Source organism: Azospirillum brasilense (genome assembly GCF_003349955.1).
Classification (GTDB): domain Bacteria; phylum Pseudomonadota; class Alphaproteobacteria; order Azospirillales; family Azospirillaceae; genus Azospirillum; species Azospirillum brasilense_B.
This window is the reverse complement of the sequence record NZ_QLKQ01000024.1, coordinates 58663-81366: the sequence shown is the minus strand read 5'-3', so window position 1 is coordinate 81366 and position 22704 is coordinate 58663. Positions and strand designations below refer to the sequence as shown.

21 protein-coding genes are annotated in these 22704 nt (G+C 69.3%); 10 read left to right on the top strand and 11 right to left on the bottom strand.

What is annotated here, in order from left to right:
- Positions 1–380, bottom strand: a 380-nt coding sequence (locus DXK32_RS13200; RefSeq protein WP_162801162.1) for a single-stranded DNA-binding protein, incomplete at its 3' end; no start/stop codon positions are given.
- A 503-nt stretch (positions 381–883) separates the two neighbouring features.
- Between DXK32_RS13200 and uvrA the strand changes: the two genes are divergently transcribed.
- The 5 genes from uvrA to DXK32_RS13170 all read left to right on the top strand — a co-directional run bounded on the left by uvrA (position 884) and on the right by DXK32_RS13170 (position 8418).
- Positions 884–3736 carry an excinuclease ABC subunit UvrA gene (gene uvrA, locus DXK32_RS13195; RefSeq protein ID WP_114858925.1) on the top strand — a complete coding sequence of 951 codons (2853 nt, stop codon included), beginning with the start codon at positions 884–886 and terminating at the stop codon, positions 3734–3736.
- 115 nt (positions 3737–3851) lie between these two features.
- Positions 3852–4052, top strand: coding sequence for a hypothetical protein (locus tag DXK32_RS13190; protein WP_109072640.1), 201 nt, complete (start codon positions 3852–3854; stop codon positions 4050–4052).
- 185 nt (positions 4053–4237) lie between these two features.
- Positions 4238–4714, top strand: a complete 477-nt coding sequence (locus DXK32_RS13180; RefSeq protein WP_114858923.1) for an SRPBCC family protein — start codon at positions 4238–4240, stop codon at positions 4712–4714.
- Between the two features lie 141 nt (positions 4715–4855).
- Complete coding sequence (trmFO, locus tag DXK32_RS13175) at positions 4856–6220, top strand: methylenetetrahydrofolate--tRNA-(uracil(54)-C(5))-methyltransferase (FADH(2)-oxidizing) TrmFO (RefSeq protein WP_114858922.1); 1365 nt, start codon at positions 4856–4858, stop codon at positions 6218–6220.
- 152 nt (positions 6221–6372) lie between these two features.
- Complete coding sequence (locus DXK32_RS13170) at positions 6373–8418, top strand: methyl-accepting chemotaxis protein (protein WP_114858930.1); 2046 nt, start codon at positions 6373–6375, stop codon at positions 8416–8418.
- Positions 8419–8443: 25 nt separating this feature from the next.
- Here the strand turns inward: DXK32_RS13170 and DXK32_RS13165 are convergent, their stop codons facing one another.
- Positions 8444–9298, bottom strand: coding sequence for a phytoene/squalene synthase family protein (locus DXK32_RS13165; RefSeq protein WP_114858921.1), 855 nt, complete (start codon positions 9296–9298; stop codon positions 8444–8446).
- Positions 9299–9418: 120 nt separating this feature from the next.
- On the opposite strand from DXK32_RS13165, the gene DXK32_RS13160 reads away from it, so the two are divergent.
- The 4 genes from DXK32_RS13160 to DXK32_RS13145 all read left to right on the top strand — a co-directional run bounded on the left by DXK32_RS13160 (position 9419) and on the right by DXK32_RS13145 (position 13288).
- Entirely contained in the window at positions 9419–10291 is an 873-nt protein-coding gene (locus DXK32_RS13160; RefSeq protein ID WP_040134027.1) for a squalene/phytoene synthase family protein, read from the top strand.
- Between the two features lie 39 nt (positions 10292–10330).
- The gene (locus DXK32_RS13155) at positions 10331–11281 is read left to right on the top strand and encodes a squalene/phytoene synthase family protein (protein ID WP_114858920.1); all 951 of its coding nucleotides are present in this window, start codon (positions 10331–10333) and stop codon (positions 11279–11281) included.
- A 9-nt stretch (positions 11282–11290) separates the two neighbouring features.
- Positions 11291–12613 (top strand): hydroxysqualene dehydroxylase HpnE, encoded by a 1323-nt coding sequence (hpnE, locus tag DXK32_RS13150; RefSeq protein ID WP_114858919.1) that lies wholly within the window; start codon positions 11291–11293, stop codon positions 12611–12613.
- A 69-nt stretch (positions 12614–12682) separates the two neighbouring features.
- Complete coding sequence (locus DXK32_RS13145; RefSeq protein ID WP_014197280.1) at positions 12683–13288, top strand: superoxide dismutase; 606 nt, start codon at positions 12683–12685, stop codon at positions 13286–13288.
- Between the two features lie 97 nt (positions 13289–13385).
- Here DXK32_RS13145 and DXK32_RS13140 read toward each other — a convergent pair whose 3' ends face one another.
- From DXK32_RS13140 to DXK32_RS13120, 5 genes are all read right to left on the bottom strand, one after another.
- Complete coding sequence (locus DXK32_RS13140) at positions 13386–13763, bottom strand: Mth938-like domain-containing protein (RefSeq protein ID WP_114858918.1); 378 nt, start codon at positions 13761–13763, stop codon at positions 13386–13388.
- 27 nt (positions 13764–13790) lie between these two features.
- Entirely contained in the window at positions 13791–14744 is a 954-nt protein-coding gene (gene secF, locus DXK32_RS13135; protein WP_114858917.1) for a protein translocase subunit SecF, read from the bottom strand.
- A 12-nt stretch (positions 14745–14756) separates the two neighbouring features.
- Positions 14757–16355, bottom strand: coding sequence for a protein translocase subunit SecD (gene secD, locus DXK32_RS13130; protein ID WP_114858916.1), 1599 nt, complete (start codon positions 16353–16355; stop codon positions 14757–14759).
- A gap of 36 nt (positions 16356–16391) precedes the next feature.
- Entirely contained in the window at positions 16392–16763 is a 372-nt protein-coding gene (gene yajC / locus DXK32_RS13125) for a preprotein translocase subunit YajC (protein WP_114858915.1), read from the bottom strand.
- Positions 16764–16874: 111 nt separating this feature from the next.
- Entirely contained in the window at positions 16875–17615 is a 741-nt protein-coding gene (locus DXK32_RS13120; RefSeq protein ID WP_114858914.1) for a hypothetical protein, read from the bottom strand.
- Positions 17616–17753: 138 nt separating this feature from the next.
- On the opposite strand from DXK32_RS13120, the gene DXK32_RS13115 reads away from it, so the two are divergent.
- On the top strand, positions 17754–18611 hold the full coding sequence (locus tag DXK32_RS13115; protein ID WP_114858913.1) for an ATP-binding protein: 858 nt from the start codon (positions 17754–17756) through the stop codon (positions 18609–18611).
- Here the strand turns inward: DXK32_RS13115 and DXK32_RS13110 are convergent.
- The 4 genes from DXK32_RS13110 to serS are packed head-to-tail and all read right to left on the bottom strand — an operon-like array spanning position 18568 to position 22592.
- On the bottom strand, positions 18568–19848 hold the full coding sequence (locus tag DXK32_RS13110) for a peptidoglycan DD-metalloendopeptidase family protein (protein ID WP_114858912.1): 1281 nt from the start codon (positions 19846–19848) through the stop codon (positions 18568–18570). The genes DXK32_RS13115 and DXK32_RS13110 overlap by 44 nt on opposite strands.
- Positions 19845–20516, bottom strand: coding sequence for a protein-L-isoaspartate(D-aspartate) O-methyltransferase (locus DXK32_RS13105; protein WP_114858911.1), 672 nt, complete (start codon positions 20514–20516; stop codon positions 19845–19847). The genes DXK32_RS13110 and DXK32_RS13105 overlap by 4 nt, the downstream gene beginning before the upstream one ends.
- 28 nt (positions 20517–20544) lie before the next feature.
- Positions 20545–21327 (bottom strand): 5'/3'-nucleotidase SurE, encoded by a 783-nt coding sequence (gene surE / locus DXK32_RS13100; RefSeq protein WP_114858910.1) that lies wholly within the window; start codon positions 21325–21327, stop codon positions 20545–20547.
- A complete protein-coding gene (gene serS, locus DXK32_RS13095; protein ID WP_114858909.1) occupies positions 21327–22592 on the bottom strand; it encodes a serine--tRNA ligase in 1266 nt (421 codons plus the stop codon). The genes surE and serS overlap by 1 nt, the downstream gene beginning before the upstream one ends.
- Positions 22593–22704 lie beyond the last annotated feature (112 nt).

Sequence of the window (22704 nt, the reverse complement as noted above, 5' to 3'; positions counted from 1 at the left end):
CCACCGCCACCGCCGCCACGCGACTCGTAGCCGCCGCCACCGCCGTAACCGCCGCCACCGCCGCCTTCGCCCTCACGGCCGCCGGTGAAGTCGATCTCGTTGACACGCACCGACAGGCCGGCGCCGCGGGTGCCGTCGCGCTTCTCGAACTCGCGGAGCGTCACCTCGCCGGAGATCACCACGGCCTTGCCCTTGGTCAGGTGCGGCGCCAGAGCCTCCGCGCGGCGGCCCCAGATGGAGCAGTCCACCCACTGGGTGGTCTTGCGGTCGCCGAACCCGACGTCGTTGGCGACGCGGAAACCCAGAACCTTTTCGCCGCTCTGCGTGGAGCGAAGCTCGCCGTCCGCGCCGAGGCGCCCCGTAAACGTCCATACATTCATCGCACGTGTCTCCTAGCGCGGGTTCCCGGTATCCCATCCGACCCGTTCGGGCGCCCGGCGGAAGGGCGTCCGGATACCGGGGGTGTCTGTTCGCAGGGCCGGTTTGATCCGTGGTCCGGTCCATGCCCGCCCCGCCTTGCGCTTCACAAAGCACGGGGAACAGGCACGGGTCAACCGCCGCCGCCGGAGCGCCTTTCCCCTTCCATCCGGATCAACCCGCCCGGCCCGCACGGAAGAGAACACTCCATGAACAAACATAGCAGAGAGAGTTGGCGGCGCCAACCGATTCCTTGGTGGCTCTCCATCATCGTCTCTGCCGCCATCGTCTCTGCCGCGTCTTCCCGTCCCCACCCAGCGTTCTCGCATTCCGCCCCTGCGTCGCACGCGGCCGGAAAGGGCCGGGCGCCGGTGGCAGGACGCCTGCGCCCGGCACATATCTGTCCGGGCTTCCGGAGCTTTTTTGGCGCCTTCCCTTCCCCACCGGTTTCGGCTAAGAACACTCCATGAACAAGCACATCAGTGTCCGCGGCGCGCGGGAGCACAACCTCAAGAACGTCGATGTCGATCTGCCTCGGGACGAGCTGATCGTCATCACCGGCTTGTCGGGATCGGGCAAGTCATCGCTGGCGTTCGACACGATCTACGCGGAAGGCCAGCGGCGCTACGTCGAGAGCCTGTCGGCCTACGCGCGCCAGTTCCTGGAGCTGATGCAGAAGCCGGACGTCGATTCGATCGAGGGGCTGTCGCCGGCCATCTCCATCGAGCAGAAGACGACCTCGAAGAATCCGCGCTCCACCGTCGGCACGGTGACGGAGATCTACGACTACATGCGCCTGCTGTGGGCGCGGGTCGGCATCCCCTACTCCCCGGCCACCGGCCTGCCCATCGAGAGCCAGACGGTCAGCCAGATGGTCGACCGCATCCTGGCGATGCCGGAGGGCACGCGCCTGCTGCTGCTGGCGCCGATCATCCGGGGGCGAAAGGGCGAGTACAAGAAGGAGATCCAGGACCTCCGCAAGCGCGGCTTCCAGCGCGTGCGCGTCGACGGCACGATGCACGAGATCGACGAGGTCCCGGCGCTCAACAAGAAGCTGAAGCACGACATCGACGTGGTGGTGGACCGCATCGTCGTGCGCGAGGGGCTGGGCAACCGGCTCGCCGATTCGCTGGAGACGGCGCTCGGCCTCGCCGACGGGATCATCTTCGTCGAGAACGCCGAGTCGCACGAACAGACCGTCTTCTCGCAGAAATTCGCCTGCCCGGTGTCCGGTTTCACGATCCCGGAGATCGAGCCGCGGCTGTTCTCCTTCAATAACCCGTTCGGCGCCTGCCCGGCCTGCGACGGGCTGGGCAGCAAGATCTACTTCGACCCCATGCTGGTCGTCCCGGACGAGCGGCTGTCGCTGAAGAAGGGCGCCATCGCCCCCTGGGCCGGCTCCTCCTCCCAGTATTACGTGCAGACGCTGGAAAGCATCGCCCAGCATTTCGGCGTCGCCATGGACACGCCGTGGGAAAAGCTGCCGGAGAAGGTCCGCCAGACCATCCTCTACGGCTCCGACGGCTCCGCCATCACGATGACCTACGACGACGGGCTGCGCAGCTACCAGACGAACAAGGCCTTCGAGGGCATCGTCAACAACCTGGAGCGCCGCTACCGCGAGACGGAAAGCGCCTACATGCGGGAGGAGCTGTCCAAGTACCAGTCCTCCCAGCCCTGCGAGACCTGCAAGGGCGCCCGCCTGAAGCCGGAGGCGCTGGCCGTCAAGGTGCACGGCCAGCACATCTCCCAGGCGGCGGAGATGTCCATCGCCGACGCGGCGACGTGGTTCAGCACGCTGAACGACCATCTGCGCCCGAAGGACAAGGAGATCGCCTACCGAATCCTCAAGGAGATCAACGAGCGGCTGGGCTTCCTCAACGCGGTGGGGCTGGAATACCTGACGCTCAGCCGCGGCTCGGGATCGCTGTCCGGCGGCGAGAGCCAGCGCATCCGGCTGGCCTCGCAGATCGGGTCCGGCCTGACCGGCGTCCTCTACGTGCTGGACGAGCCGTCGATCGGCCTGCACCAGCGCGACAACGACCGGCTGCTGGCGACGCTGAAGCGGCTGCGCGACCTCGGCAACACCGTGATCGTGGTCGAGCATGACGAGGACGCCATCCGCACCGCCGACTATCTGGTGGACATGGGCCCCGGCGCCGGCCAGCACGGCGGCACCGTGATCGCCCAGGGCACCCCGGCGGAGGTCCAGGCCAACCCCGACAGCGTCACCGCCCAATTCCTCAACGGCACCCGCTTCGTGCCGGTGCCGGACCAGCGCCGCCCCGGCCACAAGGGCCAGTTCCTGGAGGTGAAGGGCGCGCGCGCCAACAACCTCCAGAACGTCTCGGCGCGCATCCCGATGGGCACCTTCACCTGCGTCACCGGCGTGTCGGGCGGCGGCAAGTCCACCCTGATCATCGAGACGCTCTACAAGGCGGTGGCGCGCAAGCTGATGGGCGCCCGCGAGCATCCGGCCGAGCATGACGAGCTGCTGGGGCTGAAGCATCTCGACAAGGTCATCGACATCGACCAGTCGCCGATCGGCCGCACCCCGCGCTCCAACCCGGCGACCTACACCGGCGCCTTCACCCCGATCCGCGACTGGTTCGCCGGCCTGCCGGAGGCCAAGGCCCGCGGCTACGGCCCCGGCCGCTTCTCCTTCAACGTGAAGGGCGGGCGCTGCGAGGCCTGCCAGGGCGACGGCGTCATCAAGATCGAGATGCACTTCCTGCCCGACGTCTACGTCACCTGCGACGTCTGCCACGGCAAGCGCTACAACCGCGAGACGCTGGAAGTCACCTACCGCGACAAGACCATCGCCGACGTGCTCGACATGACGGTCGAGGAGGGCAAGGAGTTCTTCAAGGCCGTGCCCGGCATCCGCGACAAGATGGAAACCCTGGAGCGGGTGGGTCTCGGCTACATCCACATCGGCCAGCCCGCCACGACTCTGTCGGGCGGCGAGGCGCAGCGGGTGAAGCTGTCCAAGGAGCTGAGCCGCCGCGCCACCGGCCGCACCCTCTACATCCTCGACGAGCCGACCACCGGACTGCATTTCGCCGACGTCGAGAAGCTGATGGAGGTGCTCCACGCGCTGGTCGACCAGGGCAACACGGTGCTGGTGATCGAGCACAATCTGGAGGTCATCAAGACCGCCGACTGGATCATCGACCTCGGCCCCGAAGGCGGCACCGGCGGCGGCGAGATCGTCGCGGAGGGCACCCCGGAAGACGTGGTGAAGGTCAAGCGGAGTTACACCGGCCAGTATCTGGCCCCCTACCTGAAGGCGAAGCCGAAAAGCCGGAAGAGGGCATGAAGAAGGGCCGGGGTCATCCCCGGCCTTTTTCTTATGGCCGATTTTTGCCCTGGAAACAAAGCCGCCGCGGGACCGTTTCCTCATCATCACTCGCCAAACAGGATGGAGACAGAGCATGTCCAGGACCCTGATGTCCGGTGTGGCGCTGGCCTTCGGCGCGGCCCTGCTGGTCAGCGCCTGCGGGACCGACGAGACCACCAGCACCACGACCACCACCACGACCACCTCGCCCAACTACGGCAACTCCAGCCTGACCACCCCGCCGACCGGCGGCTCGACCACCACCGAGCGCACGACGACGACCAAGAGCGAATAAGGACTCGTCCTTTCGCTCCCAAAGGAAACGGCCGGCTCCGCACAGGCGGGACCGGCCGTTGTCTTTCCGGTCTTTCTCCTGTTCGTCCTACCAACGTACAAGTTTCAAGACCTCCCGGCTCGGCTAGGATTTCGAGGCGCGCCCAACGACGCGCGCCGGAACAGCCGAACAACGGAGGGAACCCCATGCGCACCCTGTTCGCGGTCGCCGCCACCCTGGCCACCCTGGCCGGCCCGGCCCTGGCCGTCGAGGTCACGGAGTCGGCCACCCTGCCCTACTCGGTCGAGAAGGTCTGGCAGCAGATCGGCCCCTTCTGCAACCTCGGCACCTGGCACCCGGCGGTGGAGACCTGCACGCTGCGCCGGAAGGACGGCGCGCAGGAGCGCGTGCTGGCCCTCAAGGGCGGCGGCACCATCGAGGAGCGGCTGCTCTCCTCCTCCGCCAGCAGCCACCGCATCCGCTATTCGATCCTGACCAGCCCTCTGCCGGTCAAGGACTACGCCGCCTCCCTGTCGGCCGAACCGGCGGGCAAGGGCACGCGCGTCGTGTGGAAGGCGCGCTACACCTCCAACGGCGCCAGCGACGAGGAATCGCGCAAGGTGATCTCCGGCATCTTCACCTCCGGCTTCGACGGGCTGAAGCAGAAGCTCGCCGCCCAGTAAGTCACCGCTGTTCGGCGGAGCGACCAGGATCGCCGGAACCGCCGGACGATCCTGGCCGCGATTCCGCGCCGTTGTCCGGTTGGTCTTGCCGTGGCGACAGTGACGGTCTACTTGTTCGGCAACTTTGTGAAAGTTGCTGATATGGCCGACACGTCCCTTTCCCCCGTTCACGTCATCGGCGGCGGTCTCGCCGGCTCCGAAGCCGCCTGGCAGCTCGCCCAACGCGGCGTTCCCGTCGTGCTGCACGAGATGCGGCCCGTCCGCCCGACCGAGGCGCACAGCACCGACCAGCTCGCCGAGCTGGTCTGCTCCAACTCCTTCCGGTCCGACGACGCGGAGTACAACGCGGTCGGGCTGCTGCACGAGGAGATGCGGCGCTGCGGTTCGCTGATCCTGCGCTGCGCCGACGCGCACAAGGTGCCGGCGGGCGGCGCGCTGGCCATGGACCGCGACGGCTTCGCGGGCGCCGTGACCGAGGCGATCGCCGGCCACCCGCTCATCACCGTGGAGCGCGGCGAGGTCACCGGCCTGCCACCGGAGGAGTGGGACAGCGTCGTCATCGCCACCGGCCCCCTGACCTCCCCGCCGCTGGCCGAGGCGATCCGCGGCTTCACCGGCGAGGAGTCGCTGGCCTTCTTCGACGCCATCGCTCCCATCGTCTATCTGGAGAGCGTGGACCTGTCCAAGGCGTGGTTCCAGTCGCGCTACGACAAGCCCGGCCCCGGCGGCACCGGCAAGGACTACATCAACTGCGCCTTCGAGAAGGACGAATACCGCGCCTTCATCGACGCGCTGCTGACCGGCGAGAAGGTCGACTTCAAGGAGTGGGAGAAGAGCACGCCCTATTTCGAAGGCTGCCTGCCCATCGAGGTGATGGCGGAGCGCGGGGTGGACACGCTGCGCTACGGCCCGATGAAGCCGGTCGGCCTGACCAACCCGCACAAGCCGGAACGCCGCCCCTACGCGGTGGTCCAGCTCCGCCAGGACAACGCGCTGGGCACGCTCTACAACCTCGTCGGCTTCCAGACCAAGCTGCGCCACGCCGAGCAGGCGCGCATCTTCCGCATGATCCCCGGCCTGGAAAAGGCGGAGTTCGCGCGGCTGGGCGGCCTGCACCGCAACACCTTCCTGAACAGCCCGCGCCTGCTCGACGGCGCGCTGCGGCTGAAGGCGCAGCCGCGCATCCGCTTCGCCGGGCAGGTCACCGGCTGCGAGGGCTATGTGGAAAGCGCCGCCGTCGGCCTGCTGGCCGGTCGCTTCGCTGCCGCCGAGCGGCTGGGCGGCGCGCCGTCCGCTCCGCCGGTCACCACGGCGCTGGGGGCGATCCTCGGCCACATCACCGGCGGCGCCAACGCCGACACCTACCAGCCGATGAACGTCAATTTCGGCCTGTTCCCGCCGGTGGACGAGCGCATCCGCGGGCGCGACCGCAAGCTGGCCTACACCCGCCGCGCGCTGGAGGATCTGGGCGGCTGGCTCGCCACCGCGCCCGGCGTCACCGCCTGATGAGCGGTGATTCCAGTCAAAATGTTACTGAACCATAATAAAGATTATAAGTGAGGCTTAACCATCTCCGTGGAACACTTTCTTTCGAAAGAGCGGAAAAGTCTTCCAACGGGATGGTTATGATTAAAACAAAATCATTGGTTGCCAAACAGGTGATCGTCATCGTGATGGTGACGATCGTTTCCCTGGCGGCGGGGATCGCGGCCCTGACAACCAAGAGCGGGTCGGACATCGAAACCCTGGCGTTCCAGAGCGGTGAGCAGCTTGGCCACCGCTATGGCGAGATGGTGCAGGCCCGGCTGGGCACCGCGATGGAAGCCAGCCGCTTCATCGCGGCCTCCCTGATCGGCCTGAAGGCCACGGGCCGGGCCGACCGGGAGCAGCTCTCCACCTGGCTCAAGAGCATCGCCGAGGCCAACCCGGATTTCCTCGGCGTGTGGGTGGGCATGGAGCCGAACGCCCTGGACGGCCGTGACGCGGAGTTCGCCAACAAGCCGGGCTCCGACGCCTCCGGCCGGTTCCTCCCCTATTGGAACCGCGGGTCGGGGGTGGTGGCGCTGGAGGCCCTTGTCGGTTACGACGATCCGGGTTCCGACGGCGCCTATTATCAGATCCCCAAGCGCACCGGGCGCGCCATGGTGGTGGAGCCTTACAGCTACATGGTCGCCGGCCGGAAGGTGCTGATGGTGTCCATGTCCGCCCCGATCGTCGAGAACGGCCGGGTCATCGGGGTGGCCGGCATCGATCTGTCCACCGACGGCATCTGGTCCATGCTGAAGACGGTGAAGCCGTTCGACAGCGGGTCCATCCACCTGATTTCCAACGACGGCGTCTGGGCCGGCCATCCCGACGGCGAGCGGATGGGGCAACCGATCGGCACATCGGACCCGGCGCTCGACGCCGCCAAGCCGGCCATCCGCGCGGGGCGGAGTTTCGAGCAGACGGCGGTCGCCGACGGGCAGCCCGTGAAGCAGCTGTTCCTGCCGGTGAAGGTCGCGGGAACGGAAACCCCCTGGGCCCTGCAGGTCAACCTGCCGCTCGACAAGGTCAACGCCCCGGTCCGGGAACTGCGCAACGTCACCATCGTCGGCGGGCTGGTCCTGCTGACCGCCCTGGTGTCGGCGCTTCTGTTCGCCAGCCGCCGCATCGTCGGCCTGCCGTTGCGACGCACCATCGCGACGCTGGACGCCGTGGTCGCCGGGGAGCGCGGCGTGGTCATCACCGACACCGGCCGCACCGACGAAATCGGCGCCATCAATAAGGCCCTGAAGCTCTTCCAGGACAACACCGCCCGCATGGCGGAGCTGGAGGAGGAACGCCACCGCGAGGAGCAGCGCGCCGCGGAGCGCCGCAAACGCGACCTCGCCGACGTCGCCAGCCGGTTCGAGGCGTCGGTGGGCGGTGTCGTGCGCAACGTGTCGGAACAGGCGGGCGAGATGCGCGGCACCGCGCAGAGCCTGTCGGCCATCGCCGCCCAGACCGACCGTCAGGCCGCCGCCGTGTCAACCGCCGCCGAGGAGGCCAGCCAGAACGTCCAGACGGTGGCCGCCGCCACCGAGGAGCTGAGCTGTTCCATCCGCGAGATCAACGAGCGGATCGGCCGGTCCTCGCAGATGGCCACGGAGGCGGTGGCCGAGGTGGAGCGCACCAACGCCACTCTGGAAGGGCTGTCCGCCGCCGCGCAGAAGATCGGCGACGTGGTGAACCTGATCCAGGGCATCGCCGGCCAGACCAACCTGCTGGCGCTCAACGCCACCATCGAAGCCGCCCGCGCCGGAGAAGCCGGCAAGGGCTTCGCCGTGGTCGCCAGCGAGGTGAAGAATCTCGCCAACCAGACCGCCAAGGCCACCGAGGACATTTCCCGGCAGATCGCCGACATGCAGACGGTCAGCGGCACGGTGGTCAGCGTCATCGGAACGGTGGGGCGGAGCATCATCGCCATCAACGAGACGATCACCGCCATCGCCGCGGCGGCGGAGCAGCAGGGCGCCGCCACCCAGGAGATCAGCCGCAACGTCCAGCAGGCGTCGATGGGCACCGCCACCGTGTCCGCCAACATCGGCGGGGTCACCCAGGCGGCGGGCTCCACCGGCTCGATGGCCGATCAGGCGCTCGGCGCCGCCGGCGACCTGTCGCGCGAGGCCGACCAGCTCCGCCAGGAGGTGGAGCGGTTCGTGGCGATGATCCGCGCCGCCTGATCCCGGTTGGCCTGACCCGCAGAGGTCAGAACCGCCCGCGCAGCGCCGCCCAGGCCAGCTTGGCGTGGCGCAGCGGGTGGGGCATCAGGACGCGCGGGGCGAAGGGGTCGTCGCCCTCCTTCGCCAGCGCGTCCAGATGCAACCCGGCCAGCACCGCCGGCAGGAGCGCCGCCAGGGCGGGGCGGGGCACCGCGCGGCGCAGCGCGCGGGCCTTCGCCAGATGGTCGCGGGCGGCCTCCGCCACCTCGCGCACCACGGGGCGCAGTTCGGGGGTGGAGCGCAGCTCGAACAGGTCCCCTTGCCTGGCGCCGTGCGCCGCCATGCGGTCGGCGGGGAGAAGCTGGCGGTGCTGGCGGGCGTGGAAGGGCACCGCCCGGGCGATGCCGGCCAGCGCGTAGCCGATCCCGGCCTGACGCCCGGCCTCCACCGCGTCGGAGTCCTTCGCGCCGAGGATTTCCAGAGCGAGCTGGACCAGCGGCGCGCCGGTGACCTCCGCGTAATTGACGAGGCAGGACAGGTTGGCCGGCGGGGTGTCGTCCAGATCGGCCTCCCGCGCGTCGATCAGCCGGTCGAACAGGGCGCGGCTCAGCCCGCCCTCCTGCACGGCGGCGGCCAGCGGTTCCATCACCGCGTGCTTGGGCACGGCGGCGCCCTCGTAGACCTTGTCCAGCCCGTCGCGCCAGAATTGCAGCCGCATCTGGCCCAGAACCGGCTCGGTCACGACCTCGCGGGTCTTGGCGATCTCCAGGTTGAAGGCGTAGAGGGCGAACAGCGATTCGCGGCGCTCCGCCGGGGCGAAGAGGCAGGTCAGGAACCGGTCGTTGTCATATTTCCTCACCTCCCGTCCGCAATAGGACAGGTCGGGGGTCGCCTTCGCCATGTGATGCCTGTTCTGGAAAAATGGGGGTGGCACAGTTTGGACGCGGGGCAAAGCCCGCTCGCGCCTTATATTAGGCAGACAGGCTCACCACACCAGCCCCGACGCGCAGCAGGCGGAACAATGGCCGATTTCAACGTCGCCCCCACCAAGCCCCGCAAACCCAGCCCGGTCGCCCGCAAGGACACGGACTCGGAGAATTTTCCGGTCGCCTCGCGCCTGCTGCCGAAGCATCTCAGGCCACATGTCATGGCCTTCTACCGGTTCGTCCGGCTGGGCGACGACATCGCCGACGATCCCGATCTCGAACCGGAGACCAAGCTCGCCTATCTGGAGGCGCTGGAACGCTCGCTGACCACCGGCCAGGCCAAGCACGCCTATCTGAAGCCGGCGCTGGACCTGCGCGCCAGCCTGCAGGCGACCGGGGTCAGCGACCGCCATCCCCGGCAGGTGCTGCGCGCCTTCCGGCGGGACGCGGTGGGCGCCCGCTGCCACAGCTGGAGCGACCTGCTGCTCTACTGCCGCTTCTCCGCCAACCCGGTCGGGCGCTACCTGCTGGACCTGCACGGCGAGGGCGTGGCCGCCGGGCCGGCGTCGGACGCGCTGTGCACCGCCCTGCAGGTGCTGAACCACCTCCAGGACTGCCGGGAGGATTGGAGCCAGCTCGGGCGCTGCTACATCCCGCTGGTCTGGTTCGACGATTCGGCGATCAGCGTCGAGCGGCTGGTCGAGACCGAGAGCGACGCCAAGCTGCGCGCCATCTTCGACCGCACGCTGGAGCACACCGACCGGCTGCTGGAGCGCGCCGCCCCCCTGCCCGGTCTGATCCAGCACCGCGGGTTGCGGATGGAAGCCTCGGTGATCCTCAGCCTCGCCGAATCGCTGGCGCAGCGGCTGCGCAGCCGCGACCCGCTGAAGAAGCGGGTGGTGCTCGGCACGCATCACAAGCTGTTCGCCACCGCACGCGGGCTGGCGCGCGCCATCGGGAGCAAATAGACTCCGGCCTCTTCGACCGACACCACGCAGGACCGACGTATGCCGCAGCCATCGCTGGACTCGACGCAGAGCGACACCGCCGGCAGCCCGGCTGCCGCGGCGGCGGCGGTGACCGGGCGGTCGGGCAGCACCTTCTACTGGCCGATGCTGCTTCTCCCCCGCTCCAAGCGGGCGGCGATGTTCGCCATCTACGCCTTCTGCCGGCGAATCGACGACATCGCGGACGAGCCCGGCGAGCCCGCGGAGAAGCGCGCGGCGCTCGACGCCTGGAGGACCGAGATTCGCGGCCTCTACGCCGGCGGCGCGCCGTCCAGTTCTCTGGGCGCGGCGCTGAAGGGCGCGATCGAACGCTACGGCCTGCCGCGCGGCGAGCTTGAGGCGCTGATCGACGGCATGGCGATGGACATTCCCGCGGACGGTGGCAATGGGGCCGACGGCACCGGGGCCGGCAACAGCGGCGGCATGACCGGTCCGGCGCTGCCGACCCTGCGGCTCTATTGCCGCCGCGTCGCCGGCGCGGTGGGCATGCTGGCGATTCGCGTGTTCGACCGGGCCGACGCCTCCACCGAGGCCTTCGCCCTGGCGCTGGGCGAGGCGTTGCAGTTGACCAACATCCTGCGCGACCTGACCGAGGACGCGGAGATCGGCCGGCTCTACCTGCCGCGCGAATTGCTCGACGAGGCCGGCATCGGCAGTTCCGACCCCGCCACGGTGCTCGCCCACCCCAACCTGCCGCAGACCTGCGAGGCGTTGGCGGTTCTCGCCGAGGAACGCTTCGCCGAGGCGCGCCGGGCGCTGGCCGAGGGGCAATCCGCCGGGCGGCGCGGCTCGCTGTGGGCGGCGGTCGCCATGATGGTGCTGTACCACCGGCTGCTGGTGCGCCTGCGCGCCCGGGGCTGGCGCGATCTCGACCGGCGGGTGCGGGTCGGCAAGCGTGAGTGCGCGCTGGTGGCCGTGCGCTGCGCGCTCGGCTATCCGCCCGCCGCCTGACGGGCCGGCTTGGGCACCGTCCACATCGTCGGCGCCGGCCTCGCCGGCCTGTCCGCCGCCGTCCGCCTGACCGAGGCCGGGCGGCGGGTCGTCCTGCACGAGAGCGCGCCGCAGGCCGGGGGGCGCTGCCGCTCCTTCCACGACGCCACGCTGGACCGCGTCGTGGACAACGGCAACCATCTGGCGCTCAGCGGCAACCGCTCCCTGCTGAACTATCTGGAGAAAGTCGGCGCGAGAGACGCCCTGACCGAGCTGCGCCCCGCCGCCTTTCCCTTCCTCGACCTGACCAACGGCGAGCGCTGGTGCCTGCGGCTTGGCGGGCTGTGGCTGTTCGACAAGGCCCGTCGCGTGCCGGGAAGCCGCCCCGCCGACTACCTCGCCGCCCTGCGGACGCTGACGGCCGGTCCCGGCGCCACGGTGGCCGACGCGCTGCCCCCCGCCGGAGCGCTATACGAACGTCTGTGGCGGCCGCTGGCGGTGTCGGTGATGAACGGGGCGCCGGAGCGGGTGTCCGCCCGCCTGTTCGGGGCTGTGCTGCGGGAAACGCTGCTGCGCGGCGAGGCGGCCTGTCGCCCCCTGTTCGCCGGAAAGGGCCTGTCCGCCGCCCTGGTCGAACCCGCGGTGGCGTGGCTGGACCGGCACGGCGCCGAGCTGCGCACCGGAGTGCGGGTGGACGGGCTGGAGCGCGCCGGTGATCGTGTGGTCGCCCTGTCGGTGGATGGGGAGCGCATCACGCTCGCCGACGGTGACGCCGTGATCCTGGCGGCGCCGGCCTGGATCGCCGGGCGCCTGCTTTCCGGCCTGCTTCCCGAGGCGGTGCCGGTCCCCGCCGCCGGGCGGGCCATCGTCAACGCCCACTTCCGCCTGCCCGCCCCGGTCGACCTGCCGGGCGGCCTGCCCTTCCTGGGGCTGGTCGGCGGCACGGCGGACTGGCTGTTCCGGCGCGGCGACGTGCTGTCGGTGACGGTCAGCGACGCCGACGCGCTCGCCGGTCAGCCCGCCGAAGCGGTCGCCGCCACCTTGTGGCGCGACGTGGCGCGGGCGCTCGGCACGCCCGGCACGGCCCCGCCGCCACACCGAATCATCAAGGAGCGCCGGGCGACTCCGGACCAGTCCCCTGTCCATGCGGCGAATCGCCCCGGTGCCCGAACCGCTTTGGAAAACCTCGTTCTGGCCGGCGATTGGACGAACATGGGGCTTCCGGCAACCCTCGAAGGTGCGGTCCGCTCCGGCGAGTTCGCCGCACGGGCGGTCCTCACCGCAAGGATTACCACCTTTTCGCGCCTCGGCCTTTTTCCAGCCTTCACTTTGCCGCGCCGCGGGCCTATTTGAGCGGACGGAGGTGCCGTGCCGCCAAGGCGCGGGCCGAGATGGGACAATCCAAGAAGAGAGGGTAACTCAATGGCGTTCGAACTGCCGCCGCTCCCGTATGGCTATGATGCTCTGCAGCCGTTCATGTCGTCGGAGACGCTGCACCTGCACCACGACAAGCACCACCAGACCTACGTCACCAACCTGAACAATCTGACGAAGGACAGCCCGCTGGCCGACGCCAGCCTGGAAGACGTCATCAAGCAGAGCTACGGCGACGCCTCCAAGCAGGGCCTGTTCAACAACGCCGGTCAGGTGTGGAACCACACCTTCTACTGGCAGAGCATGAAGAAGAACGGTGGCGGCGCCATCCCGGGCGAGCTTGAGAAGCGCCTGATCGCCGACTTCGGCAGCGTCGACAAGTTCAAGGAAGAGTTCTCGAACGCCGCGATCACCCAGTTCGGCTCGGGCTGGGCGTGGCTGTACATCGACGGCGGCAAGCTGAAGGTCACCAAGACCTCCAACGCCGACACCCCGCTGGCCCAGGGCCACTTCCCGCTGCTTACCGCCGACGTGTGGGAGCATGCCTACTACGTCGACTACCAGAACCGCCGCGCGGACTTCGTGAAGGCGTTCCTGGAGAGCCTGGTGAACTGGGAATTCGTGGCCGAGCGCCTGTCGAAGGCCCCGGCCTGATCCTTCCCCGGATCGCCAGAACGGAAAAGGCCCCCAGTCGGGGGCCTTTTTTGTTGGCTTCTTCCGGCCGGGCTTTCGGCCCGGCTCACACTCAGATTCACACCGGCAGCAGCGCCGCCCCCACCCGCCGGCCTTCGGCCAGCAGGACGTTGTAGGTGCGGCAGGCCGCCCCGGTGTCCATCACCTCGACCACCAGACCGGCCTCGCGCAGGCTTTGGCGCAGCGCCTTGGGCAGGAGCTGCATCCGGGTGCCGGAGCCGAGCAGAAGGAACTCCACCCGCGGCTCCGCCCCGATGACCAGGGCGAAGTCCTCCGCCGTGAGGGCAGCGAAGTCCTGGGGGCGCCAGGGCTCCGTGCGGTCGGGAAGGACCACGACCGCCCCGGTGCGCCATTGCCCGGACACGCAGAACTGCCCGTCCCCGTAGCCGTCGATGACCTGCCGGTCCGACGGGATGATCGGCGTGATGTCCGCCATCTCTGATCCGCTTCCAGTTCTTGTCGGTCAGGGCGTCGGGTTGGCGGCCGGGGCCGCGTTCTCCGTCGGCGCGTTGCGGCGCAGCCGGTTCTCGCCCAGGAACAGCAAGATGGGGGCGGCGATGAAGATGGACGAGGAGGTGGCCAGGAAAATGCCGAAGATCAGCACGATGCCGAAGTCCTGCAGCGCCTCGCCGCCGAAGAAGGCCAGCGGCAGGATCGACAGCAGCGTCGACATGGAGGTGCCCAGCGTGCGGTTCAGCGTCTCGTTGATCGAGCGGTCGATCAGCTCGCGCAGCGGCATCTTCTTGTAGATGCGCAGATTCTCGCGCATCCGGTCATAGACCACGACCTTGTCGTTGGTCGAGTAGCCCATGATCGTCAGAATCGCCGCGATGGCCGTCAAATTGAACTGCATCCCGGTGATCGCGTAGAAGCCGACCACCTTCGTCACGTCGAGCAGCAGCGTCACGATGGCGCCGAATCCGAACTGCCATTCGAAGCGGAACCAGATGTAGACGAGCATCGCCAGCAGCGCGAGGCCGAGCGCCAGCATGCCGTTGAAGAACAGCTCGCCGCTGACCGACGCGCCGACCGCCTCGACGCGGCGCACGGTGGTGCCGGGAAGCTCCTGGGCGAGCGTGGCCCTCACCTTGTCGGCGGCCACCTGCTGCGCCGCGTCGTCGCCCGGCTGGCGCTCCAGCCGGATCAGCACGTCCTGGGGCGAGCCGAACTCCTGCAACGCCACCTGCCCGAGGTTGAGCTGACCGAGCGTGTGGCGCAGCGAGGCGAAGTCGGCGGCCTGCGGCGTGCGCGCCTCGATGACGATGCCGCCGCGGAAGTCGATGCCGTAGTTCAGGCCGGGATAGAAGAACAGCACCACCGACGCGATCGACAGGAACGCCGACACGATCAGGCCGGCGTGTCGCCCGCGCATGAACTGGATGTTGGTGTTGTCAGGGACCAGACGAAGCCGGAACATGGGAATGACCTCTTACACCGGCAGGGCGGCCGGCCGCGTCTTGCGCAGCCAACTGACCATCATGAGACGCACGAGCACGGTGGCCGTGAACAGCGAAATCAGGATGCCGAAGGTGATGGTGACGGCGAAGCCCTTGATCGCGCCGGTGCCCAGCACGAACAGGATGGCCATCTTGATGGCGGTGGTCAGGTTGGCGTCCACGATGGTGGAGTAGGCGCGGCTGAAGCCGGCCTCGACCGAGCCGAAAACGCCGCGGCCCTTCTTCGTTTCCTCGCGGATGCGCTCGTTGATCAGGATGTTGGCGTCGACCGCCAGACCCAGCGACAGCAGAACGCCGGCGATGCCCGGCAGCGTCAGCGTCGCCTGGAGCAGCGACAGCGCGGCCAGCGTCAGGACGGTGTTGACCAGCAGGGCGAAGCAGGCGAAGGCGCCGAACAGGCCGTAGGCGGCGATCATGTAGGCGCAGACCAGCACGAAGCCGATGCCCACCGACATCAGGCCGGCGCGGATCGAATCGGCGCCCAAATCGGGGCCGACCGTGCGCTCCTCGATGACCTTCAGCGGGGCCGGCAAGGCGCCGGCGCGCAGCAGGACGGCGAGGTCGTTGGCGTCGGCGGCGGTGAAGTTGCCGCTGATCTGGCCGCGTCCGCCGGTGATCGGCTCGCGGATCACCGGGGCGCTGATGACTTTGTTGTCGAGCACGATGGCGAAGGGCCGGCCGACGTTGGCGCGGGTCACGTCGGCGAAGCGGCGGGCGCCGATGCTGTCGAATTCGAAATTGACCACCCATTCGCCGGTCTGCGGGTTGCTGCCCGCGGTGGCGTTGGTCAGGTTGGCGCCGTCCACCTCGACCTTCTTGCGGATGACATAGGCGGTCTGCGCCCGCCCGCTCTCCGACGAGGGCAGGATGTCGGTGCCCGGAGGGGCGCGGCCGGCGCTCGGGTCGGCGTTCATGTCGACCAGACGGAAGGTCATCTTCGCGGTGGTGCCGAGCAGCCGCTTCACGCGGTCCGGGTCCTCGACGCCGGGAAGCTGGACCAGGATGCGGTCGGCGCCCTGGCGGGCGATGGTCGGCTCGTTGACGCCGGTCTCGTCGATGCGGCGCCGCACGATCTCGATGGACTGCTCGATGGCCTGGGTGGCGCGCTCGCGGAGCGCGATCTCGCTCAGCCGGGCGGTGACGGCGCCGCCGCTGGCGTTGACCTCCAGGTCCGGCTGGCCGCCGCCGAGCGGTCCGCCGCCGATGGTGTTGGCGAGCTGGCGCAGCGCCCGCACCGCCGTGTCGGCCTGCGCCGGGTCGCGGAGCTGCACGGTGATGCCGCGGTCGCCCGGGTTGATCGCCGTGTAGCCGACATTGTCGTTGCGCAGCTGGGTGCGCGCCGAATCGACCAGGCCCTCGACACGGTCACGGATGACCGCGCCCATGTCGACCTCAAGCAGCAGGTGCGACCCGCCGCGCAAGTCGAGGCCCAGGTTGACCCGGTTGTGCGCGTACCAGCTCGGCAGGGCCGACAGCGTCTCGCGGCTGAAAAAATTCGGCAGCGTGAGGATGGTCCCGAGCACGCAGATCGCGACGATCAGAAAAATCTTCCAGCGCGGAAAATACAGCATTCGTAAACCAGTCCCGTTCGCTACCGGAGAACCGCGTTACTTGCGGTCCACGACCTTCTCTTCAGCCTTATCGTCGGCGCTCTTGGCCGGCTCGGACTTCGACAGCACGAGGTTCACGGTGGAGCGCATGACGCGGACGCGGACGTTCTCGGCGATCTCGACCTGAAGCTCGTCCTCCGGGCCGACCTTGGTGATCGTGCCGATGATGCCGCCGCCGGTCACCACGCGGTCGCCGCGACGGATGGCCTCCAGCATGCCCTTGTGTTCCTTCATCTTCTTCTGCTGCGGACGGATCAGCAGGAAATAGAAGACGACGAAAATCAGGATCAGCGGCAGGAACTGCACGATCATGTCGGCCCCACCGGCGGCGGGCGCGGCGGTCTGTGCATAGGCCGTCGAAACGAACATCTGGAGGCTCCCTGTGGTTTGGTTCCGAAGGCGCAGCGGGCGCTCGCGGACGCGGCGACTATAACGGTCCGGGCCGTCGATGCAATGGAATAGGGGTACGCCCGCCGGGCTTCAAGGGCCGCGGCTGTCCATGACGGCAAAGAGAAGCAGGAAGCGGCGCACGCAGGGCGCCTCGACCGGCTCCACTCCGTGGAAGGATCGGTCGGACGGCGCGTAGGCCAGCAGATGGTTCGGCAGGAAGGGCGCGGTGCCGGCCAGTTCGAAATCCTCGCGCGGGAACCGCTCCGTCGACCGCCCGGCGTTGGCGCTGAAGGATGCGTCGCGGGGCCGGTACAGCGCGGTGCCGAGATCGGGGCGGCTACCGTCCGCCGGCATGTAGAGCAGCATGGACAGGAACGTGCCGAACACGTCGGTGTGGGGCAGCATGGCGTGCCCCGCATGGTCCTCGACCAGCCGCGCGTAGACCGTCGCTGGGCGGACGCCGACGGGCCCCTCCAGCTTGGCGGCGAGCGAGGGGAAGCGCGGCGCCAGCCGTTTCAGCGTCTCCGGCCCGAGCAGGCTGTCGCGGACCTCCCGCCACACCGCCGCGGCCTCCGGCTCCATGTCCCTCAGATTGCGGTCGGTCAGCACCATCTGATAGCGCTGGGGCAGCGTGTCCATCTGCAGAAGCGCCAGCGCCTCGAACCTCGGCCAGTGGGCGACGGCGCGGGCGTAGAGGTCCGCCGGCAGGGCGTCCGGCACCACCAGATGCGGGAAAGGGTCCTCCCGCAGGGGCGTTTCCTCCAGCCGCCGCAGGACATGAGCGGCGCTCCCCGCCGGTTTCGGGAGATCGGCGGAACGTTCTGCGTGCATGACCGACCCTCGGTTCGCGTTCCCGGCACCATAGCGGCGCGCACGCCTCCCCCGCAAGCGCGCCTCCTTGTCCGCAGCCGGCGGCGCGGGTTAGGGTCGGCGCAACGAAACCGGAAGAAACGCCTGCGAAGGAACACGATGTCGGACGCCCAACTGCTGCCCCTCCTCACCCGCATCGCCGAGGCCCTGGAACGGCTCGCCCCGCCGCCGCCGGGCCGGCTCGACCTCGGCGCCGCCGACGCCTTCGTCTGGCACGCCGATCCCGACCGGCTGGAGCCGGTGCCCACCGTGAACCGGGTGGAGATCGGCCTGCTGCGCGGCGTCGAGCGCCAGCGCGACATCCTGCTGGACAACACCACCCGCTTCGCCACCGGCCTGCCGGCCAACAACGCCCTGCTCTGGGGCTCGCGCGGCATGGGCAAGAGCTCGCTGGTCAAGTCGGTGCACGCCACGGTGGCGCAGGAGCATCCCGGCACGCTGGCTCTGGTGGAGATCCACCGCGAGGACATCCCCACCCTGCCCCGCCTGCTCGCCCGGCTGAAGGACGAGCCGCGCCGCTTCATCCTGTTCTGCGACGACCTGTCCTTCGACCACGACGACGCGCATTACAAGTCGCTCAAGGCCGTGCTTGAGGGCGGGATCGAGGGGCGTCCGGAGAATGTGGTGTTCTACGCCACCTCGAACCGCCGCCACCTGATGCCGCGCGACATGATCGAGAACGAGCGCTCCACCGCCATCAACCCGGCGGAGGCGGTCGAGGAGAAGGTGTCGCTGTCCGACCGCTTCGGCCTGTGGCTGGGCTTCCACAATTGCGACCAGCCGACCTACTTCGCGATGATCGAGGGCTACGCCGCCCGCTTCGGGCTGGACATCCCGGCGGAGCAACTGCGGGCCGAGGCCGTGGAATGGTCGGTGACCCGCGGCAGCCGCTCCGGCCGGGTGGCCTGGCAGTTCATCCAGGACCTGGCTGGCCGTCTGGAGAAGCCCCTTCGCTGACCCGCGGCTCCATGCGGTCGCGCGGATCGACCGCCTGGCTGCCCTTGCGCAGTTCGAAGTGAAGCTGCGGGCTCGTCACCGATCCGGTCTGGCCGACCGTGCCGATGGCCTGCCCGCGCTTCACCGCCACGCCCCGCTCGACGTCGATGCGGTCGAGATGGGCGTAGGCGGTGATGAAGCCGTCCGAATGCTTCACCAGCAGCAGATTGCCGAAGCCGCGCAGCTCGTTGCCGGCGTAGGCGACGACGCCGTTGTCGGCGGCGACCACCGTCGTGCCTTTGCTGGCGGCGATGTTCAGGCCGTCGTTGTGCAGCCCGTCCGGCTTCGGCCCGAAGGTCGAGATCACCTTTCCCTTCACCGGCCAGAGAAGCCGCCCGGTGGCGCGCTGCGGCGGCGCCGGTTCCACCGCCTTGGGCGGTGGGGGCGGGGCGGCGGCGACCTCCTGGGCCGGCGCCGGCGGCGGAACCGGGACCGGAGCGGCCTCGACGACACGCGGCACGGGCGCCGGCTCGGGAACGGCGGGCTTCTGGCCCGGTGGACGCAGCGAGGTCGGGGCCTGCCCCGGCTGGTAGACGGGCGCAGCGGTCGCCACCTCGGGCGCAGCGGCCGGCTTGGCGCCGGGCACCGGGGACAGGACCGTCGCGGTCTGTGAGGGGCTGTCCACCGGGGCCGGTGTCGATGCCGAAGCGCCCGGCGGCGGCAGCTCCGCCGCCTGGATGGACCCGCGCGACACCTGTTTGACCGGGGCCGAAGCCACCACCCCGCCGACCGCGGCCCCCGCGCTGGAGGACGGCGCCTGGGCCACCGCCGTGCCGCCCGACGCATCGCCGCCGCCCGGCAGGCGCAGCGGCTGCCCGGCCTGCACCGCGTAGGGGGCGGTCAGGCCGTTGAGACGGGTCAGCTCGCTCATGTCCGCGCTGAACATGCGGGAGATGCCGTACAGCGTGTCGCCGCGCTGGACGATGTACTGGCGCGACACCGGCAGGACGAGACGCTGTCCCACCTGGAGCTGGTAAGGCGGCGACAGGTGGTTGACCTCCAGCAGGTCGCGCAGCGGCACGTTGTAGCGCCGCGACAGCGAATAGGCGGAATCCCCGCGCTGCACGATCACCGCGCCGCCGATGGAATCCGGGGTGCTGGACACCGAGGTGACCGGCGCCAGATCGCCGGTGCGCTGCTGGCAGGCGGCGAGCAGCGGGATCACCGCCAGCGCCGCCAGGATGGCGCGTCCTGTCACGCCGAATGGGCCGGCTTTTCCGTTCCGGGGGGAGACGGAGGGTCGGACAGCAACGGTACGAAGCGGACGGGCCACAAGTCCTCCCGTGTAAGACCGGTTTCGGTCCGCCGGATGCGGACGACCCGCTGGCTGCGGTAGTCGTCCCCCAGCGGGATGACCATGACACCACCAACGGCGAGCTGATCCGTCAAGTCCTTTGGCGCATCGGGACCTGCGGCGGCCGTGACCAGTATGCGCTCGAACGGCGCCTGTTCGGGCCAGCCCTTCGTCCCGTCGCCGTGGCGGGTCGTGATGTTGTCCAGGCGCAGCGCCTGGAATCGCGCTTCCGCCTCGCTCAGCAGCGGGTGCAGCCGTTCGACGGTGTAGACCCGCCGGCACAGCCGCGACAAAACAGCCGCCTGATAGCCGGAGCCGGTGCCGATCTCCAGCACCGTCTGCCGCTGCCCCAGCTCCAGCGCCTGGGTCATCAGCGCCACGATCAGCGGCTGGCTGATGGTCTGGCCCAGATCGATGGGAAGGGCCGTGTCCTCCCACGCCTGATCCTGGAAGGGCTGCGGGACGAATCGCTCGCGCGGTATCCGCTCGATCGCGGCCAGAACCCGGGTGTCGGTCACGCCGTTGCGGCGCAACGCCATCAGAAGCCGGATCTTGCGTGCCTCGACCGTCACATCCTACCCATTCACCTCGGAAACGACCTCATTCGAACGCGTGCCGCAGGGTCTGGAGCGTCGGCGTGTGCGTCAGATCCAGATAGACCGGCGTCACCGAAATGCCGCCGTGGAAGACCACGTGGATGTCCGTGTCGGGCGCCACGTCGGCCTCCCCGCGCAGGGTCCCGATCCAGATATAGGGCTTGCCGCGCGGATCGACACGCTCGACCAGCTCGTCGCCGATCTTGCGTTTGCCGTGGCGGACGACCTGGATGCCGGTGACCCGGTCCGCCGGGCAGGCCGGGAAGTTCACGTTGAGCAGGACGTATTTCGGCCAGGGCGTGGACACGGCCTTGCGCACCACCTCCGCCCCCCAGCGCTCCGCCGCCGACCAGTCGATCTGGGAGCGGGTCTCGTAATGCTGGCTGAGCGCGATGGCCGGAACGCCCAGCAGGGTCGCCTCCATGGCCGCCGCGATCGTGCCGGAATAGGTCACGTCCTCGCCGATGTTGGAGCCCTGGTTGACGCCGGACAGGACCAGCGTCGGGCGGGCGTCCCGCATCACCTTGTTGACGGCCAGCAGCACGCAGTCGGTCGGCGTGCCGTCCACCGTGAAGCGCCGCTCGTCCAGTTGGCGCAGGCGCAGCGGCCGGTTGATGGTCAGGGAGTGGCTGGCCGCCGACTGTTCCATCTCCGGCGCCACCACCCACACGTCGTCCGTGAGGGAGCGGGCGATGGCCTCCAGCACCTTCAGGCCCGGCGCGTGGATGCCGTCGTCGTTGGTGACGAGGATGCGCGCGTTCGACAGGTCGAGCGGGTGATCGAACATCAGGCGGTGATCCTTTCCAGCCCGCGCATGTAGGGCCGGAGCGCTTCGGGAACCAGGATGGAGCCGTCGGGCTGCTGGTAGTTCTCCAGAACCGCGATCAGGCAGCGCCCGACCGCCACGCCCGAGCCGTTCAGCGTGTGGACGAACTGCGTCTGCTTCTCGCCCTTCGGACGGCAGCGGGCCTTCATGCGGCGGGCCTGGAAGTCGCCGCAGTTCGAGCAGCTCGAAATCTCGCGGTACATGTTCTGGCCGGGCAGCCAGACCTCGATGTCGAAGGTCTTGCGCGCGGAGAAGCCCATGTCGCCCGTGCACAGCGTCACGACGCGGTAGGGCAGCCCCAGCCGTTGCAGGATGGTCTCGGCGAATTGGGTCATGCGCTGGTGCTCCGCCTCCGACTGGTCCGGGGCGGTGACGCTGACCATCTCGACCTTCCAGAACTGGTGCTGGCGGATCATGCCGCGGGTGTCGCGCCCCGCCGATCCGGCCTCGGCGCGGAAGCAGGGGGTCAGCGCGGTGTAGCGGTGGGGCAACTCCTCCGTCGCCACGATCTGGTCGTTGACGAGGTTGGTCAGCGGCACTTCCGAGGTCGGGATCAGGTAATGATCGCCCGTGCGGAACAGGTCCTCCTCGAACTTCGGAAGCTGGCCGGTGCCGAACAGGGCGTTGTCGCGCACCATCAGCGGCGGCGCGATCTCGGTGTAGCCGTGCTCGCCGGTGTGGATGTCCAGCATGAAGTCGGCCAGAGCGCGCTCCAGCCGGGCCAGCCCGCCCTTCAGGACGGTGAAGCGGGCGCCCGACATGCGCGACGCCGCCTCGAAATCCATCAGGCCCAGCGCCTCGCCCAGCTCGAAATGCTGCTTGGCGTTCGCGATGGCCGTCGGCTCGCCCCAGCGGCGGATTTCGACGTTGGCGCTCTCGTCCGGGCCATCCGGCACGTCGTCGGCGGGCAGGTTCGGAATGGAGGCGAGCAGACCCTCCAGCTCGGCGCCCAGCGCCTTCTCCTCCTCCTCGACCTGGGGCAGCCGCTCCTTGAGCTGCGCCATCTCGTCCATCAGCGGCTGGGCGTCGCGGCCCTCCCGCTTGGCGAGGCCGATCTCCTTGGCCGCCTCGTTGCGGCGCGCCTGCATCTCCTGAAGCTGGGTCTGCGCGGCGCGGCGGCGCGAATCGAGGTCCAGCACCGTCGGCGACATCGCCTCAAGGCCCCGGCGGGCGAGGCCGCGGTCGAAGGATTCGGGGTTCTCACGGATGGCGCGAAGGTCGTGCATGGCTCACGGCGATACGGAATGGGTGGGTGGCTGGTTATAGTCCGCCGCCGGGTGAAGGTCCAGAGGCGGAGCCGCGCCGATGGGAAAGACCCTGAAATGACTGGTGTCCTAT